Source organism: Janthinobacterium sp. 78, assembly GCF_003096775.1.
GTDB classification, from domain to species: Bacteria; Pseudomonadota; Gammaproteobacteria; order Burkholderiales; family Burkholderiaceae_D; genus Janthinobacterium; species Janthinobacterium tructae.
The window spans coordinates 3,463,169-3,478,488 of the sequence record NZ_QENT01000001.1 but is presented as its reverse complement, the minus strand read 5'-3'; the positions used below and the strand labels follow the sequence as shown (position 1 = coordinate 3,478,488).

The following is a 15,320-nucleotide window of genomic DNA, read 5'->3' as shown; positions in this document are numbered from 1 at the left end:
TGTGCAACCCATTACCTATAGCAGGAATCAAGCATGCATTATCAAGCTCCTCAATTGCTGGCTCCGCTGGCACCAGCCCCGCACAAGATGCTGATCAAAGGCGCCACCCTCATCAGCATGGATGGCAAGGTTGGAAATTTGCCCAAGGGCGACATCCTGATAGCCGATGGCGTCATCGCCGCCATCGGCCAGAATCTGCAAGCCGACGGCGCCGAAGTGATCGATGCCGCAGGGATGATCGCCATTCCCGGCATGGTCGATACTCACCGCCATGCCTGGGAAGGCCAGCTGCGCCGCATCAACCCGAATGCGGCAACGCTCGAGGATTATTGCAACGCCACGCATTTCTCGTTTGCCAAATACTACCGGCCCCGCGACATCTACGTGGGCAACCTGCTCACGGCCCTGGGCGCCATCGATGCCGGCATCACGACCGTGATCGACAACTCGCACAATAGCCGCACGGGGGCGCACTCCGATGCGGCGGTCGAAGCGCTGCTCGATGCGGGCATCCGGGCCGTGCACGCTTCGGGGGCACCCGTGTCGGGCGAGTGGGACAAGGCGCATTGGCCAGGTAACCTGGCGCGCCTGCAGGCCAAGTATTTTACGAATCCCGACAGCCTGGTGACGCTGGCCATGATGGCGCAGCTGGAACCGGAGCAGTGGGTCGTCGCCCGTAAACTGGGTATTCCCATCGTGACCGAGTTTTTTGGCGCTGGCATGGCGACCGAGCTGGCTGGACTGCACCGGCAGGGGCTGCTCGGCAGCGACAACATCTTCAACCACTGCACCTGCCTGCCGGAATCGGGCTGGCGCATCTTGCGCGAGGCAGGCGTGCGCGTCAATGTATGCCCGCGTTCGGATGCCCACTACGGTATCGAGGATGGAATGAACGCCTGGCAGGCGGCGCACCGGCACGGCATACGCCCTGGTCTCAGTGTCGACAACGAGACCTCGTATAGCGGCGATATGTTCATGGAGATGCGCGTGGCGTTCTACCTGCAGCGGGTAATGGGAAATTGCCAGGGACATCGCCATGCGGCCGCGCCCACCGATGCCTTCCGTTTGCTGGAAGCCGCCACGATAGACGGCGCCGCAGTGGCGGGGCTGGAACAGCGTATCGGGAGTTTGAGGCCAGGCAAGCAGGCCGACCTGGTGCTGATACGCACCGGCGACCTCAATTTGTATCCTGTCAATAACGCCATCGGTACCGTCGTGCATGCGACTGAGCGCAGCAATATCGATACCGTCATCATTGGCGGGCGCGTGCGCAAACGCGGTAGCGTCGTGCTGGGCGTGGATCAGGCAAGGCTGCGCGCCGCGATCGACGAATCCTGTGGCCACCTGTTCAGTGCCGCCGCTTACGAGCCCGATCTGTTTGCCCAGTCGTTCGCACCGATCCACCAGGCGTAGACAGCGCCATGTGAGCTCTGCCTACGCCGGTGTTTCAGTCTCAGGCCGGCTTGTGCTTGCCTGCCGAGTAACGGTTCCAGCCATAGCCGGTGACGATGATGGCCAGGATGGCCGCCTGCGCCAGTAGAGTTTCCATGGTCGGCAGGATGCCCAGCAGGTCGACGCGCATGAAGTCGACGGGGGTGACGCCTATCCAGCCCGCTTCCTGCAGCGCGGCCACGCCTTTGCCCATCAAAATCACGGCCAGCACGGCCACGAAGGCGGACGTCCACGAGAAGAACTTGCCAATCGGCATGCGGGCGCTCGTGCGCAGCAAGGCCCAGGCGATCACGACCAGCAGCACGATGGCCACCAGGAAGCCGCCCAGCAGGGCGCCGCCATTGCCGTCCGCCGCCAGGGCGGAATAGAACAGCACGGTTTCAAACACTTCGCGGTAGACGGCGATGAAGGCCAGGGCGAACAGGCCCCAGGCGGAGCGGCGCGTCATGGCCGCCGTGAGTTTCTCGTGCAGGTATTCCTGCCAGCGCCCGGCGCTGCTCTTCTGGTGCATCCACAGGCCCACGCTCAGCAAGACCAGGGCGGCGAACACGGAACCGAGCCCTTCGCTCACTTCCCGGCTGGCGCCGCTGATGGTGACCAGGTACGTTGCCGCCACCCATGTCAGGCCGCCCGCCACCAGCGCGCTGATCCAGCCGCCATGCACGTAGGGCATGACATCGTTGCGCTTGGCCTTGCGCAGGAAGGCGATGATGCCGATCACGATCAGCAGCGCTTCCACGCCTTCGCGCAGCAAGATCGTCAGGGCGCCGATAAAGGTCGTCATCGGCTCGGCCTTGGCGTCGCCCAGCTCCGCTTCCACGTGGGTAAATAGTTGCTGCAGCTTCTCGCCGGCCGCTTCGGCGTCGGCTACCGTGCCCTTGGCAACGGCGGAACGGTAGGCCAGCATGGCGTTTTCCACGGCCAGCAGCAGGGATTTGTTGCGCGCGCCGACCATCGGCTCGATCGGCTCGAAACCGTCCAGGTAGGCCGACAGGCCCAGGCGCGTGGCGCCCGCGCGGTCGCCCGCGTGCACGGCGGCGAGGCTTTCTGCCAGGCGCAGGCGCGACAGGGCCAGGCCCGTCGGCTTGTGCGCCTCGGCCTTGCCAGGGGCGCCGCGCAAGTACGCCGTCAAGGCTTGCGCCTCGTCCGCGCCCAGCTTGGCGGCCACGGCTTCCTGCGTCAAGGTCGTCACGGCGGCCAGGTCCGCATACAGTTTTTTGCTGCGCGGATCGTCCTGCCACAGCTTTTCGCCGCGCGCAATTGCCGCCGCATCGTGCGACATGCCGCCGATATAGAAGGCCAGATCCCAGCGTTCGTTCTCGGACAGTTGGCCGAAACTGGCCATCGACGTGCCCGCCACGCCTTGCGAAATGACCTGGTACAGTGCCATCACGCTGCGCGACTGCGCCCGTTCGCCATCCGTGAAGGCGATCGGTTTCGGTTCCAGACTGGCCGCCAGCGGACCGTCGCCGCCACCGGCCACGCCGTGGCAGGAAGCGCACTGGGCCGCATACAGGGCCGCGCCGCGCGCCAGGTTCGGCAGCACTTTCGGCGCCACGGGAATCGGGTAGGCGGCGATCAGCAAGCCATTCGCATGGTGCGCCAGGCGTTTGACTTCCACGCCGTCTGCCTTGGCGACGACGGCTTGGCGCAGGTCGGCGATGGCGGCGGCGATGGCCGGCTGCGACGCGTGGGCGGGCAGGGCGGCGATCTGTGTCGTCGCGTTGTCGCTAAAATCGAGCATTTCCGCGTATTCCGCTTCGCTGACCACCTTGCCGTGCTCGACAGCGCCGCTGTAATCGACGGCCACATAATCAATCAATTGCCACAATTGCTTGGCACCGGCGCCAGGATCGGCCACTTGCGCCTGCGCGCCACCGGCCATTAGCAGGCTGAGGCTGAGGCTGGCAGCGACGAGCGGATAGCAGGCGAGCCACTTTTTCACTTTAATGAACATGATTCTCATTCTCATTTCTTGTTAACCCGGCGACTATAGGACAGACCGTGCGGGGTGTCAACGGCGCACGGCTGCGCGTGGGCGCAAACGGCGCCGCCCTGGTCAAGAGTATTGGCCAGGGCGGCGTGTTTGTGGAATGGAACGAGATGGATTGAAGGCTACTGCTTCGATGCCGGTTTGGCGTACAAACCCCTGGCCATGCTGCTGTCCGCAGCGTCGACTTTCAGCCCGCCTTTGACGACGCGCAAAGCCAGCTTCTGGAATGCCTGGCCCCTGAGCCACCTGGCGTCGGTGACGGCGAAGGCGGCGAGGCGTTGCTGCGCGCGCTCGGGCGGCACGGCCAGCCATTGATAGTCGGCTGTCGAGCCCTGGCGGCGCAAGCCGGCGCGCACCCAGCGCTCCGACGCCGGCATGCGCACGATGGCGTCGCCGTTCGCCACGCTGACGGCCGTGGCCGTCTTGCCGCTGTGCGCTTCGAATTTTACCTCCACGCCGGGCATCGGTCCCACCTGGGGAAAGCCGACGATGGCCACCCACTGGCCCGCTTCGGCGGGTTTCTGGATGCGCATTTCCGCTTCCTCGAACACGCGGAACTGCGGCTCCTTGCCGCCATTGCCCGCCACCAGGGTCACTGTGTCGCCGGCAACGCGCCACTCGCCGCTGGCTTGCTCGTCGGTATTGCCATAACTGAGCATCCATTCGAACGTGCCATCCTTTTTCAGCAGCAGTTCGGAGCCCGTTTCCATGACGCCTTGCAGGTAATAGTGCCCGGGCAAGGCGGACGCGGCCGGCTCGGCCGCGCTGGCGGGAGCGGCGCAGGCGAGGGCGGCGCAGGCCAGCCGGCAAGCAAGAGAAATTTTCATCGGTGTGTCCTTTGTAATATGCAATTATGGCAACAAAAATGGAATTGCCGTCGCACGACACACCGGCGCAGTTGGCACTCTGCTCAGGCGTAGCTCAATTGCCGCTGAAATCGAGCACCACGCGCGAGGCCACCTTGCCATGCTCCAGACGGCTGAAGATCTCATTGATGGCCGACAGCGGCTGCAATTCGATCCCGGCCTTGACCTTGCCGGTGGCGGCAAAGGCCAGCGCCTCGGCCATGTCCTGGCGCGTGCCCACGAAAGAGCCGCGTATCGTCACGCAATTGGCGACGACGTCGAACAGCGGCGTCGGGAAGTCCCCCGGCGGCAAGCCGACCAATACGCAGGTGCCGCGCTTGCGCGTCATCGCCACGCCTTGTTGGAAGGCATCGATCGACGGCGCCGTGATCAGCACGCCGTGGGCGCCGCCCCCGGTCGCTTCGCGCAGGGCCGCCACGGGGTCGCCCTGGCGCGCGTTGATGGTCACTTCGGCACCGAGGGCGCGCGCGTGTTCGAGCTTGCCTTCATCGATGTCGACGGCCGCCACGCGCAAGCCCATGGCCACCGCATATTCGATGGCCAGGTGGCCCAGGCCGCCGATGCCGGACACGGCCAGCCACTGGCCCGGCCGCGCGCCCGTTTCCTTGATGCCCTTGTAACTGGTCACTCCGGCGCAGATGATGGGTGCTGCCTGCACGGCGGACAGCCCGGCTGGAATATGCGCGACGTAGCGCGGGTCGGCCAGGATGTATTCGGCAAAGCCGCCATTTTTGGTGTAGCCGCCGAACTGCGCCTCGGCGCACACGGTTTCCCAGGCTGCCAGGCAATGTTCGCAATGGCCGCAAGCCGAGTAGAGCCAGGGCACGCCGACCCGGTCGCCCAACTGTACTTCGGTCACGCCCGTGCCCATGGCGACCACCAGGCCGATGCCTTCGTGGCCGGGAATGAACGGCGGTGCAGGCTTGACGGGCCAGTCGCCGCGCGCCGCATGCAAGTCCGTGTGGCACACGCCGCAAGCTTCCGTCTTGACGAGGATCTGGCCGGGGCCGGGCACCGGCACGGGGACGTCGCGCAGCACCAGGGGCTGGCCCAGTTGTTCGACGACGGCGGCTTTCATGGTAGTGGGGATCATGTTATTCCTTATGGAGTTGGAGTGGCGTCAGTCGCGCGCCCTGCCATGGGCTGGTCAACAGACACTTGCGAATGATCATATTCTGCTGCATGCAATTCGAAAATTGATTGATCTACATCAATGTGTGAGCGCACGGTGCCTAAAACTTCAAGCGCAGCGACTCGCGTGCGAAAATCGCCAGCCAGACCGGCGTTGCTATCCCGGTCCGTGGCGTGCGCCTACGCCACCTTGCTCACCACGTAGCGGTACTTGCCCGACGCTTCCGCCGCGATCTCGTCGACTTCCTCGATGGCGATGTCCACCTGCGCGCCCAGCCTGGCCTGGAATCCGGTGACGATGGTGCTGCGCGTGGCGTCGTCCAGGCGCGCCACGCAGACCAGCAGCACGCGCGTGCGCAGCAGGCTTTCCTGGATGATTTTAAAACTGCGCACTTGCGGCAGTTCGCGCACGATGTAGACGAGGGCCAGGCCGTGCATGACGGTGCCGTCGACGGCCGTGAGGAAATCCGTGCTGCGCCCTTCAATCTTGTGCAGCAGGGGCAAACCGCGGCCGCAGGCGCAGGGCTGCGTGCCCAGCGCGCCCACGTCGCCCGTGGCGTAGCGGATGAAGGGGTAGTCCTGCGTGGCCAGGTGGGTGACGACGATGTCGCCCGTGGCCCCTGGCGGCAGCGGCTGGCCATTGCCATCAAGGATTTCCACGATGATGTCTTCGGCCGTGATGTGCATGCCGCCGTCCGGGCATTCGTGGGCGATGAAGCCCGCGTCACGCCCGCCGTAACCATTGGCCACGGGGCAGCCGAAGGCGGCGGCGATCTGCGCGCGCTGCTCGTCGTACAGGCGCTCGGCCGTGACGAACGCCACTTTGACGCCCAGGCCGTCGAGGGGCAGGTCGCGCGCGCCGGCGTGGCTGGCGATGCGGCACAGCGCGGACGGGTAGCCGAACAGCATGCGTGGACGCCAGCGGCGCAAGTGCTGCACGTAGCCATCGAGGCGCGCGGGCGACATGGCAAACGCGGGCAGCAGGGTGGTGCGCAGCAGCGCATCGCGCAGGCGGCGCAGGCGGTCTTGCGCCTGCAGCTCGATGGGCGAGCCCCACAAGACGGCTTCGCGGTCGCCGATATCGACGCCCCACCAGCGCGTGGCGCGCCACTTGGCCGCGATGTCGTGGCTGACCCTGCGCCGTCCCAGGAAAAACTGCAGCGGCTCACCGCTGGAGCCGCCCGTGGCGAACGGGCGCAAGCCCACGGCGCGGGCCGACTTGAAGCTGTCGCGCGCGCCAGCGATATCAGCCTTGCGCAGCAGCGGCAGGCGCGCCAAATCGGCCAGTTGCCGCACCTGTTCCGGGTCGAAGCCGCTGCTGGAAAACAGCGCGCGGTAGTAGGGCACGTGCGCGCCCGCGTGGCGCAGCAGTGCGCGCAGGCGCGCCAGCTGCCACTGCTGCAACTGCTGCGCGCTCCACCACTGCGAGCGTTCCAGCCGGCGCAGCAGGCGTACGCTGTGGTGGCCCTTGAGCCATTCATGCAGGGGAAACAGCCAGCGGGCCACGCAGCGCGTGTAGGCGCCCGGGCGCGGCGCGGCGCGGATGCGGCGGTAATGCGCGGCCAGGCCGGGCGCGATGCCGGGCCAGTCGAAAGTGGCGGCGTGCGCCAGGCCCGCGTCTGCCAGCGTTTGCGCGCGGCTCGGGTCGCGCAGCAGCGCCAGGATGGCCTGCGCCATGGCGGCCGGATCGCCGGGCGGCACCAGCGACGCCGTCACGCCGTCCTGCAGCAGGGCGGGGATGCCGCCCACATTGGTGCTGACGACGGGCACGCCGCAGGCCAGTGCTTCGAGCACGGAAATGGGCATGTTGTCGGCCAGGCTAGGATTGAGGACGATGTCGCTGGCCTGGTACAGGGCCGGCATGGCGGCATTGTCGACGGGGCCGGCAAAGCGCACCGAGGCAAGAACGCCGAGCGACCTGGCCAGGCGTGCCAGCGCCGCGCGCTGCGGTCCGCCGCCGGCCAGCACCAGGCGCGCCCCGGGATAGCTTGCTCGCACGAGGGCAAAGGCGCGCACGGCGCTGGCGTTGTCGTACAGCGCTTCCAGGTGGCGCGCCACGAGAATGCACGGGCCAGCATCGCCAGTCGCACGCGGCGCAACCCTTGTAAAACGCTGCAAGTCCACCACGTTCGGCACGATGTGGGCCGTATGGCCATATTGTTCGAAAATGCCGGCCAGGTAGGCCGAGGGCACGACGATGGCGCTGGCGCGGCGCAGGCTGAATGCCACCAGGCGCGGCGAACGGGCAAAAAAGGCGGCCGCTTCGCCGCCCCGGTAGTTGAGCAGGGCCGGCTTGCCTTTCAGGCTGGCGATCCACAATGCCGGCGCCGCGTGCAGATGCCAGGACCAGCCGGAATTGGCCATGATGTGGAACAGGTCCACCGTATTGGCCGTACGCCACAGGCGCCACAAGTGCACGGGCAGGCGCAGCGCCGCGCGCAGGTAGCGGATGCGCTCCAGCCAGGGTGGTAGCATGGGGCCGTTGACGGCCAGCAGCTGCACTTGCGCGCCGTCGTCGCGCAGCTTGCGCGCCAGTTGCGCCGTCTGGTTCGCCATGCCGCCGGCCGGCGGCGGCAGCGGGCCGACCAGGGCGATGCGCAAGCCAGAGAAGATCATGGCGCCACTCCCGCCACCCTGCGCGCCGCTGCCAGGCGCGCATACACGGGCGCATAGCGGCCCACGCTGGCGCTCCAGCTGCGCTCCGTCTCGACAAAGGCGCGTGCCTGGCGCCGCAGCGCCGCGCAGCTGGCGGGCGCCAGCAGCAGGTGCAATACCGCCAGCGCCAGCGCTTCGGCGTCGCCGGCGCGAAACAGCATGCCCGTCTTGCCATGGTCGACCAGTTCGCGGTGGCCGCCCACATCGGACGCCACCACCAGGCGGCCCTGCGCCATCGCCTCCAACGGTTTCAAGGGCGTCACCAGTTCCGTCAGGCGCATCGGCAGGCGCGGATACACGCAGATGTCGACCAGCTGATAATACGCGGCCACCTGCGCATGCGGCACTCTGCCCGCGAAGACCACGGCGTACTGTATGCCCAGCTGCGCCGCCAGCGCGCGCAGCGCCGCTTCCTGCGGGCCGCCACCGGCCAGCAGCAGCCGCAATGCCGGCTGCGCCGCCAGCAGGCGCGGCATGGCGCGCAGCAGCAGCGCCAGTCCCTCGTAGGCGTAGAACGAGCCGATGAAGCCGATCACAGGATGGCCATCCAGACCCAGCGTGCGTGCCAATGCCGGGTTATCAGGGGCCTTGAAGGCGCCCGCATCGACGGCGTTCGGGATCACCGTGATTTTATGCGCGGGCACGCCGCGCGCGCACAGCTCGCGGCGCAAACCGTCGCAGATGGTGGTGACGGCGTCGGCGCGGCGCAGCGCATAGGTTTCCAGCGCCCGCGTGAGCCGGTAGCGCAGGCCGCCGGGCCGGCTGCTGCCATGGTCGGCGGCCGCGTCTTCCCAGAAGGCCCGCACTTCATATACGACGGGAATGCCCAGCGCGCGGCCCGCATTGATGGCGGCGATGGCGTTCAGGGCGGGCGAATGCGCATGCAGGATGTCCGGCTTGAGCCGCTGCGCCAGCTGGCGCAGGCGTACGGCCAGGCCGAGGATGACGGCCACTTGCCGCAGCACGGGCAGGCGCGCCCACCAGCGTGCATCGGGCGCCGTGCGGTAGAAATGCCAGCCGTCGACCAGCTGCTGCGCGCTGTCGGACGGCCCCTGTTTGGCACTCGTGAGTTGCGTCGTGTGCCAGCCCAGCGCGCGCTGCTGGCGCAGGATGGCCAGGGTGCGAAACGTGTAGCCGCTGTGCAGAGGCAGCGAATGGTCGAGGATGTGCAGGATGCGCATGGATTTACTCCACCGCCATGGCTGGCGCGGGCGCCGGCTCCTGGCGGCCATCGACGGGCAGCACCTGGCGCAAAAAAGCCTCGAACATCAGCAGCGCCCACAAGGGCGCGCTGTAGTCGCGCCGCCCGCTCGCATGCTGCTCGAGCAGCAGGCGCACGTAGTCCATGTCGAACAGGCCGCATTGCGCCAGGGTGGGGCCCAGCAGGCGCTGTTGCAGGCGCTGGCGCAGCGGGCCGCGCAGCCAGTCGGCCAGCGGCACCGAAAAGCCCATCTTCTGGCGGTACAGCAGGGTGTCGGGCAGCAGCGGGCGCAGGGCTTTTTTCAGCAGGTATTTGCCTACACCGCGCCGCAGCTTGAATTGCGGCGGCAGGCCGGACATCCACGCCACCAGTTCATGGTCGAGCAGCGGCGAGCGCACTTCCAGCGCATGCGCCATGCTGGCCCGGTCGACTTTCGTGAGGATGTCGCCGGGCAGGTAGGTTTTCAGGTCCAGGTACTGCACCTGCGACAGCGGATCTTGCGCGGGGCTGGCCAGCGCGTGGCGGCGCAGCACTTCGACGGCGCGGTAGCCGTGCAGGCTGCGCCGCAGCTCGGGGCTGAACAGGCGCGCGCGCATGGCGTCGCCCAACAGGCTGACGCCGTGAAAATACGCGTCCGTCGTGTCGCGCGCCAGGCCTTCGAAGGTGGTCTTGGCGCGCAGGAAGCGCGGCGCCCAGTCGGCCTTCGGGTACAGCCGCCCCAGGGTGCCGAACAGCGACTGGCGCAAGCCGGCCGGCAGCAACGGGTCCATCGCCTTGCGCACTTTTTCTTCGCGCGTGTGCAGGCGGTAACGCCGGTAGCCGGCCAGGCTTTCATCGCCGCCATCGCCCGACAGGGCCACCGTGACCCTCTGGCGCGCCAGCTGGCAGACGCGGTACGTCGGCATGGCGGAACTGTCGGCGAACGGTTCGTCGTACAGATTGGCCAGCAGGTCGATCAGCTCGAAGTCGTCTTGCTCGACCTGGCGCGCGTGGTGCGCCGTGGCGTAGCGGCGCGCCACCAGGTCGGCGTAGCGCGCTTCGTTGTACGCGGGGTCGCCAAACGAGATGGAGCAGGTGTTGACGGGCTTGGCGCTGGCGCCGGCCATCAGCGCCACGACGGCGCTCGAATCGACGCCGCCGGAGAGGAAGGCGCCGAGCGGCACTTCGGCCACCATGCGGATGCGCACCGCTTCGCGCAGGCGCGCCAGCAGTTCGTCGGCCGCCTGCGCCTCGCTGGCGGGGGGATTCGGCGTGAATGGAATGTCCCAGTACGCTTGCGGCGCGGGCAGCGGCTGGCCGGCGCGAATCGACAGGGTATGCCCGGGCGGCAGCTTGCGCGCGTGCTCGAAGATGCTGCGCGGCTCGGGCACGTAGCCGTAGGCGAAATACTCTTCCACGGCCAGCGGATCGAGCGTGCGCGGCATGGCCGGATGCGCGAGCAGGGCTTTGAGTTCTGAGCCGAACAGCAGGGTGCCATCCTGCGCCTCGCCGTAGTACAGGGGTTTCACGCCGAGGCGGTCGCGCGCCAGGAACAGCAGGTGGCGCCGGCGGTCCCACAGGGCGAAGGCGAACATGCCGCGCAGGCGTTGCACGCATTGTTCTCCCCACTGTTCCCAGGCGTGGACGATGACTTCCGTGTCGCTGCTGGTGCGGAAAGTGTGGCCGAACTGGCGCAGTTCCGCCATCAGGCTGCGATAGTTATAGATTTCGCCATTGAAGACGATGGCGATGCTGCGGTCGGCGTTGAACAGCGGCTGCTGGCCGCTGGCCAGGTCGATCACGGACAATCGCCGGTGTGCCAGGCCCAGTCCCGGCTCGCGGTGCAGTCCACCTTCGTCCGGTCCCCGATGGTGCAGGCTGTGGTTCATGCGCGCCAGCAGCAGCACATCGATGTCGCGCTGGCCCTGCAAATCAAAGATGCCGCTGATGCCGCACATGGGAGGCCTTTCAGGGATAAGTGGACAGGGGAGAGGGCTGGCGCGCGCCCGTCAGGCGGTCGTACACGGCCAGGTAGGCGCCGGCCATGGCGGGCAGGCTGTGCTCGGCCAGCACCTGGCGCCGCCCGCGCGCGCCGTGGCGCGGGCCCAGTTCGGGCATGCTGTAGTAGTCGAGCATGGCGTCGGCCAGCATGTCGGGAGAACCGGGTGGCACCAGGGTGCCGCTCCAGCCCGACTGCACCAGTTCCGCATTGCCGCCCACCTGCGTGGCGACGATGGGCAGCCCCGTCGCCATCGCTTCGAGGATGGTGTTCGAACTGCCTTCGGCCAGCGAGGGCAGCACGAACAGATCCATCGCGCGCAGCAGCTGCGCCACGTCGTCGCGCGCGCCGGGCAGCCAGGCCAGATGGGCCACGCCGGCCTGCTGCAGCTGCTCCAGGCACGCCTGGCGGTACGGCCCGTCGCCGACGATGATCAGGCGCAGGCGCGCGCGGGCACCCGGCTGCGCCAGCAACAGCAGGAACGCCCGCACCAGCGAGGCATGGTCCTTGACGGCGGCCATGCGGCCCACGCTGCCGATGACGAAGGCGCCGTTGCACAGGAAGCCGGGCGGCCCGACGGCGGCCGGCGGCCCCAGGCGAGGATGGAATTGCACGCTGTCGACGCCATTGCCGATGTGCGATACCTGTGCGGGCGCCGCGCCGATGCTGTCCACCAGCCAGTGGCCCAGGTCGGCGCTGACGGCAATGAAGTGCTGCACCAGCGGCAGCATGCATTTGCGCAGCAGCCGGTATTTGCGGCGGGTGCCGTGCAAGTCGCTCATGTCGCGCCCGTGTTCGCCATGCACGCGCAGGCGTACGCCGGCCAGGCAGGCCAGCAGTTGCGCTTCGAGGCAGCCCAGGTTGCGCGTGTGCACGAGTGCCGGGCGCAGCTGTTTCAGCACGCGGTACAGGCGCAGGTAATGGCGCCAGTCCTTGCCTTCGTGCTTGTCCAGGCTGATGACGTCGACACCGGGCGTGGTCAGGCGCTGGCGAAACGCGGTGGCGTTCTTCAGGCAGACGATGGCGTGCCGGTAGCGTTCGGGCGGCAGATGGTTGATCAGGTTCACCAGGCCGTTTTCCAGCCCGCCCACGTCGAGCTGGTGGATCACGTGCACGATCAGCGGGGCGGTGCTGGCCGCTTCCGTGCCGCCGGCATCGAGGTCAAGGGCCATGCGGCAGCTCCTGCAAGCGTTGTTCGATGACGGGCAGCGCCGCCTGCAGGAAGGCGTGCAGGCGCGCGCGCGGCGGCGGCGCCAGCTCGTCGTAGGCGGCAAAGACGAGGATGTCGGCGCCATCCTGCCGTCTGCCCAGCAGCTTGGCTTGCGCCAGCAGCAGCTTGACCAGCACGGGCCGCGCCGTAATGATGCCGCCCTGGCGGTAGACGCGCCACACCAGCAGGCGTTCGCCACCGCGCCCCAGCACGCTTTCGCGCACGGCCAGGGCGCCGCCGGCCAGGGTGATGTCTTGCACGCGCTGCGCCAGCGCCATCCAGCGCGCGCCGTATGGCGAGGACTGGTGTGTCAGCAGTTCGGCATCGCGCGCCTGGCGCGCATACCAGTGCAGTTGCAGTCCCACGGGCGCGCCGCTGCCGGTCTGGCGGGCATACGTGGCGGCAAACCGCGCGGGCGTGCCCGCATACGGCGCCTGCCAGGCTGGCGCCGCATCGTGCAGGCGCTGCCAGGCGGGCGGATCGGGCAAGGCCAGCACGGTCGCCGGCATCGCGGCGCCGTCGTCGCGGTGGCTGGCCAGCGCCAGCGCCGGCCACAGCGCCGCCAGCAGCAGGCAAGCCACGCTGGCGCGCACGACGGCGTGCGGGCTGGCGCCGGGCCCGGCGGCGAATGGCACGGCGCGCGCCAGCGGCAATTCGCGCCAGCGCGCGGCCAGCCAGAACAGCAGCAGTACCACCAGGCCGAAGAACAGCCAGCCATAGATCAGATGGTCGACGCCCACTGCCAGGCGCATGTTGCTCAGGTGGCCCAGCATCACGATCAGGTAGGCGCGCACGCCATTGGCGAGGATGGGCACCAGCAGGGCGGCGGCCATGACGGCCAGGCGCCGCCGCGCGCTGTGGCAGTGCACATGGGCGTACAGGGCGCCCAGGGCCAGCGCGGCAATCAGGTAGCGCAAGCCGCTGCACGCTTCCACTACCGACCAGTTACCGGTAGGCAGCGAAAAATTGTTGCCATCGCGAAACACAGGTACGCCCGTCCATTGCAGCGCGGTGACCGTGAAGGCGGCCGTGAAGTCGATCAGGGGATCGAGGAAGACTTCGCCAAACGGCACGGCCAGGAACAGATACGCGAGGGGAAAGGCCAGCAGGCGCACGGCCGGCCAGCCGAGGATGGCCAGCACGCAGGCTGGCAGCATGGCCGTGGCCGCATATTGTTCCACCACGGGCACGTTGGCGGCGTCGGCCAGCAGCCAGGCCAGGCCCAGCGCCCCCAGCAGCAGCAAGCCTTGCCACGACGGCTGGGGCGCCAGCGCAGCCAGGCGGGCGCGCTGGCGCCAGGCCAGCCAGCAGCTGATGGGCACGATCAGGAAACCGTGCGCGAAGGTTTGTGAACGCGACCACAATTCCAGCATCGACCAGAAGGTGGCGTGGTACAGCAGCACGACGGCGGCCAGGGCCAGCAGCAGGGCTGCCAGGGCGGCCTGGCGCCGGCCTTGGCCATGATGCTCATGCGGCAGCACGGCCGCGTCGGGCATGCGGGCGACCTGGTCGAGCTGCAAGCTCATGTGGATGGCTCCCGCACGGGCAGCGTCGGCATGCCGGCAGTGCTGGCTCCCGCATCGGCCTCGGTACCGGCCTCGGCAGGCAGGCCCAGCATGGCGCCCAGGCCGCGCAGATTGCGTTCCCAGTTGTAATCTTGCAATACCAGCTGGCGCGCCGCCGCGCCGATGGCCGCGCCGCTGCCTTCGGCCCCGTCGCCCCGGGCGTTGCGCAGCACGCGCGCCGCATGGTGGATGAATTCGGCGTCGTCGCGCGCCAGCAGCAGTTCCAGGCCCGGCTGGGCGGCGATGCCTTCCAGCGCTTGCGGCGTGGCCAGCACGATCTTGCCCATCGCCATCGCTTCGAGCACCTTGTTTTGCACGCCACGGGCGATGCGCAGCGGCGCCACGGCCAGCGCCGCGCCAGCCAGATAGGGCCGGATGTCGGGCACCTTGCCCGTCACCACCACGCCCCCCACCCTGGCCAGCGCCGTCACGGCGGGCACGGGCGCGCTGCCGACGATATAAAACTGCAACTGGGGAAACTGGCGCCGCAGCGCGGGCCAGACGTGGCGCACGAACCATTGCACGGCGTCGATGTTGGGCCAGTAATCCATGGCGCCCGTAAATACCAGCGCCTGCACGCCGGGCGGATAGATTGCGCTCTGCGCCGGCATCGGCGCGAAATAGTTCGTGTCGACGCCGTTATTGAAAAATCCCGTCTTGCGCCGCGCCATCGGCGCGCACTGGCGGAACAGGGCCGCTTCGGCGGGCGAGACGAAGCTGGCGGCCGTAAACTGCTGGGCGATATGGCGCTCGTACTGCAGCAGCAGTTGCGCTTCGCGCCGGTACAGCAGCGACAGGGGCCACGGCTTGCTGTCGCCGTACTGGCGCCATTTGTCGGAATCGACGTCGACGAAATCGATCACGCGGTGCAGGGCGCGGCCCGCGCTGCCATCGATGTATTGCGCCATGGGCCCGGAAAAGGCCAGCGCATGGCGCACCTTGCCGCTAGATAATAAGCCATCGACCCATTGCAGCAGGCGCGCATCGCGGTAGTACTGCACGCTCATGGCTTGCCGCGACAGCAGCGCCTGCAGGGCGCGCCAGCGGGCCGTGCCGCGCCGCAGTTCAATGAAGCGCGTGCTGGCACACAGGGCGGCCACGGTTTTCGCGTGCTGCCAGTCGTCGTCATCGTCGATGAAACAGCCCAGGTGCACGCGGAAATGCCGGCTCAGGTACTGCAGCATGTGCCACGAGCGTATCTTGTCGCCCTTGTTGGGCGGATACGGCAGGCGGTGGGTGAGGAAGAGCAGTTCGCGCATGGCGTGTCCC

10 protein-coding genes are annotated in these 15,320 nt (G+C 68.0%); 1 reads left to right on the top strand and 9 read right to left on the bottom strand.

The features are described 5' to 3' along the window. Positions 1–33: 33 nt before the first annotated feature. A complete protein-coding gene (locus tag C8C92_RS15240; RefSeq protein WP_116744457.1) occupies positions 34–1,413 on the top strand; it encodes an amidohydrolase family protein in 1,380 nt (459 codons plus the stop codon). A 40-nt stretch (positions 1,414–1,453) separates the two neighbouring features. On the opposite strand, the gene C8C92_RS15235 is transcribed toward C8C92_RS15240, so the two are convergent. The 9 genes from C8C92_RS15235 to C8C92_RS15195 all read right to left on the bottom strand — a co-directional run bounded on the left by C8C92_RS15235 (position 1,454) and on the right by C8C92_RS15195 (position 15,310). Further along, positions 1,454–3,409: a cytochrome c/FTR1 family iron permease gene (locus tag C8C92_RS15235; RefSeq protein ID WP_116744456.1), complete on the bottom strand. Its 1,956-nt coding sequence runs from the start codon at positions 3,407–3,409 to the stop codon at positions 1,454–1,456. 158 nt (positions 3,410–3,567) lie between these two features. Continuing rightward, entirely contained in the window at positions 3,568–4,272 is a 705-nt protein-coding gene (locus C8C92_RS15230; RefSeq protein WP_116744455.1) for a hypothetical protein, read from the bottom strand. Between the two features lie 94 nt (positions 4,273–4,366). Then, positions 4,367–5,401: a zinc-dependent alcohol dehydrogenase gene (locus tag C8C92_RS15225; RefSeq protein WP_205704624.1), complete on the bottom strand. Its 1,035-nt coding sequence runs from the start codon at positions 5,399–5,401 to the stop codon at positions 4,367–4,369. Positions 5,402–5,622: 221 nt separating this feature from the next. After that, positions 5,623–8,058, bottom strand: a complete 2,436-nt coding sequence (locus C8C92_RS15220) for a glycosyltransferase (protein ID WP_116744454.1) — start codon at positions 8,056–8,058, stop codon at positions 5,623–5,625. After that, positions 8,055–9,278, bottom strand: coding sequence for a TIGR04063 family PEP-CTERM/XrtA system glycosyltransferase (locus C8C92_RS15215; protein WP_116744453.1), 1,224 nt, complete (start codon positions 9,276–9,278; stop codon positions 8,055–8,057). Before C8C92_RS15215 ends, C8C92_RS15220 begins: the two co-directional genes overlap by 4 nt. A gap of 4 nt (positions 9,279–9,282) precedes the next feature. Next, positions 9,283–11,235, bottom strand: coding sequence for an XrtA/PEP-CTERM system amidotransferase (locus tag C8C92_RS15210; protein WP_116744452.1), 1,953 nt, complete (start codon positions 11,233–11,235; stop codon positions 9,283–9,285). Positions 11,236–11,245: 10 nt separating this feature from the next. Next, the gene (locus tag C8C92_RS15205; protein WP_116744451.1) at positions 11,246–12,448 is read right to left on the bottom strand and encodes a TIGR03088 family PEP-CTERM/XrtA system glycosyltransferase; all 1,203 of its coding nucleotides are present in this window, start codon (positions 12,446–12,448) and stop codon (positions 11,246–11,248) included. After that, entirely contained in the window at positions 12,438–14,012 is a 1,575-nt protein-coding gene (gene xrtA, locus C8C92_RS15200; protein WP_116744450.1) for an exosortase A, read from the bottom strand. Before xrtA ends, C8C92_RS15205 begins: the two co-directional genes overlap by 11 nt. Further along, positions 14,009–15,310: a TIGR03087 family PEP-CTERM/XrtA system glycosyltransferase gene (locus C8C92_RS15195; protein WP_116744449.1), complete on the bottom strand. Its 1,302-nt coding sequence runs from the start codon at positions 15,308–15,310 to the stop codon at positions 14,009–14,011. The genes xrtA and C8C92_RS15195 overlap by 4 nt, the downstream gene beginning before the upstream one ends. Between the last annotated feature and the right edge of the window lie 10 nt (positions 15,311–15,320).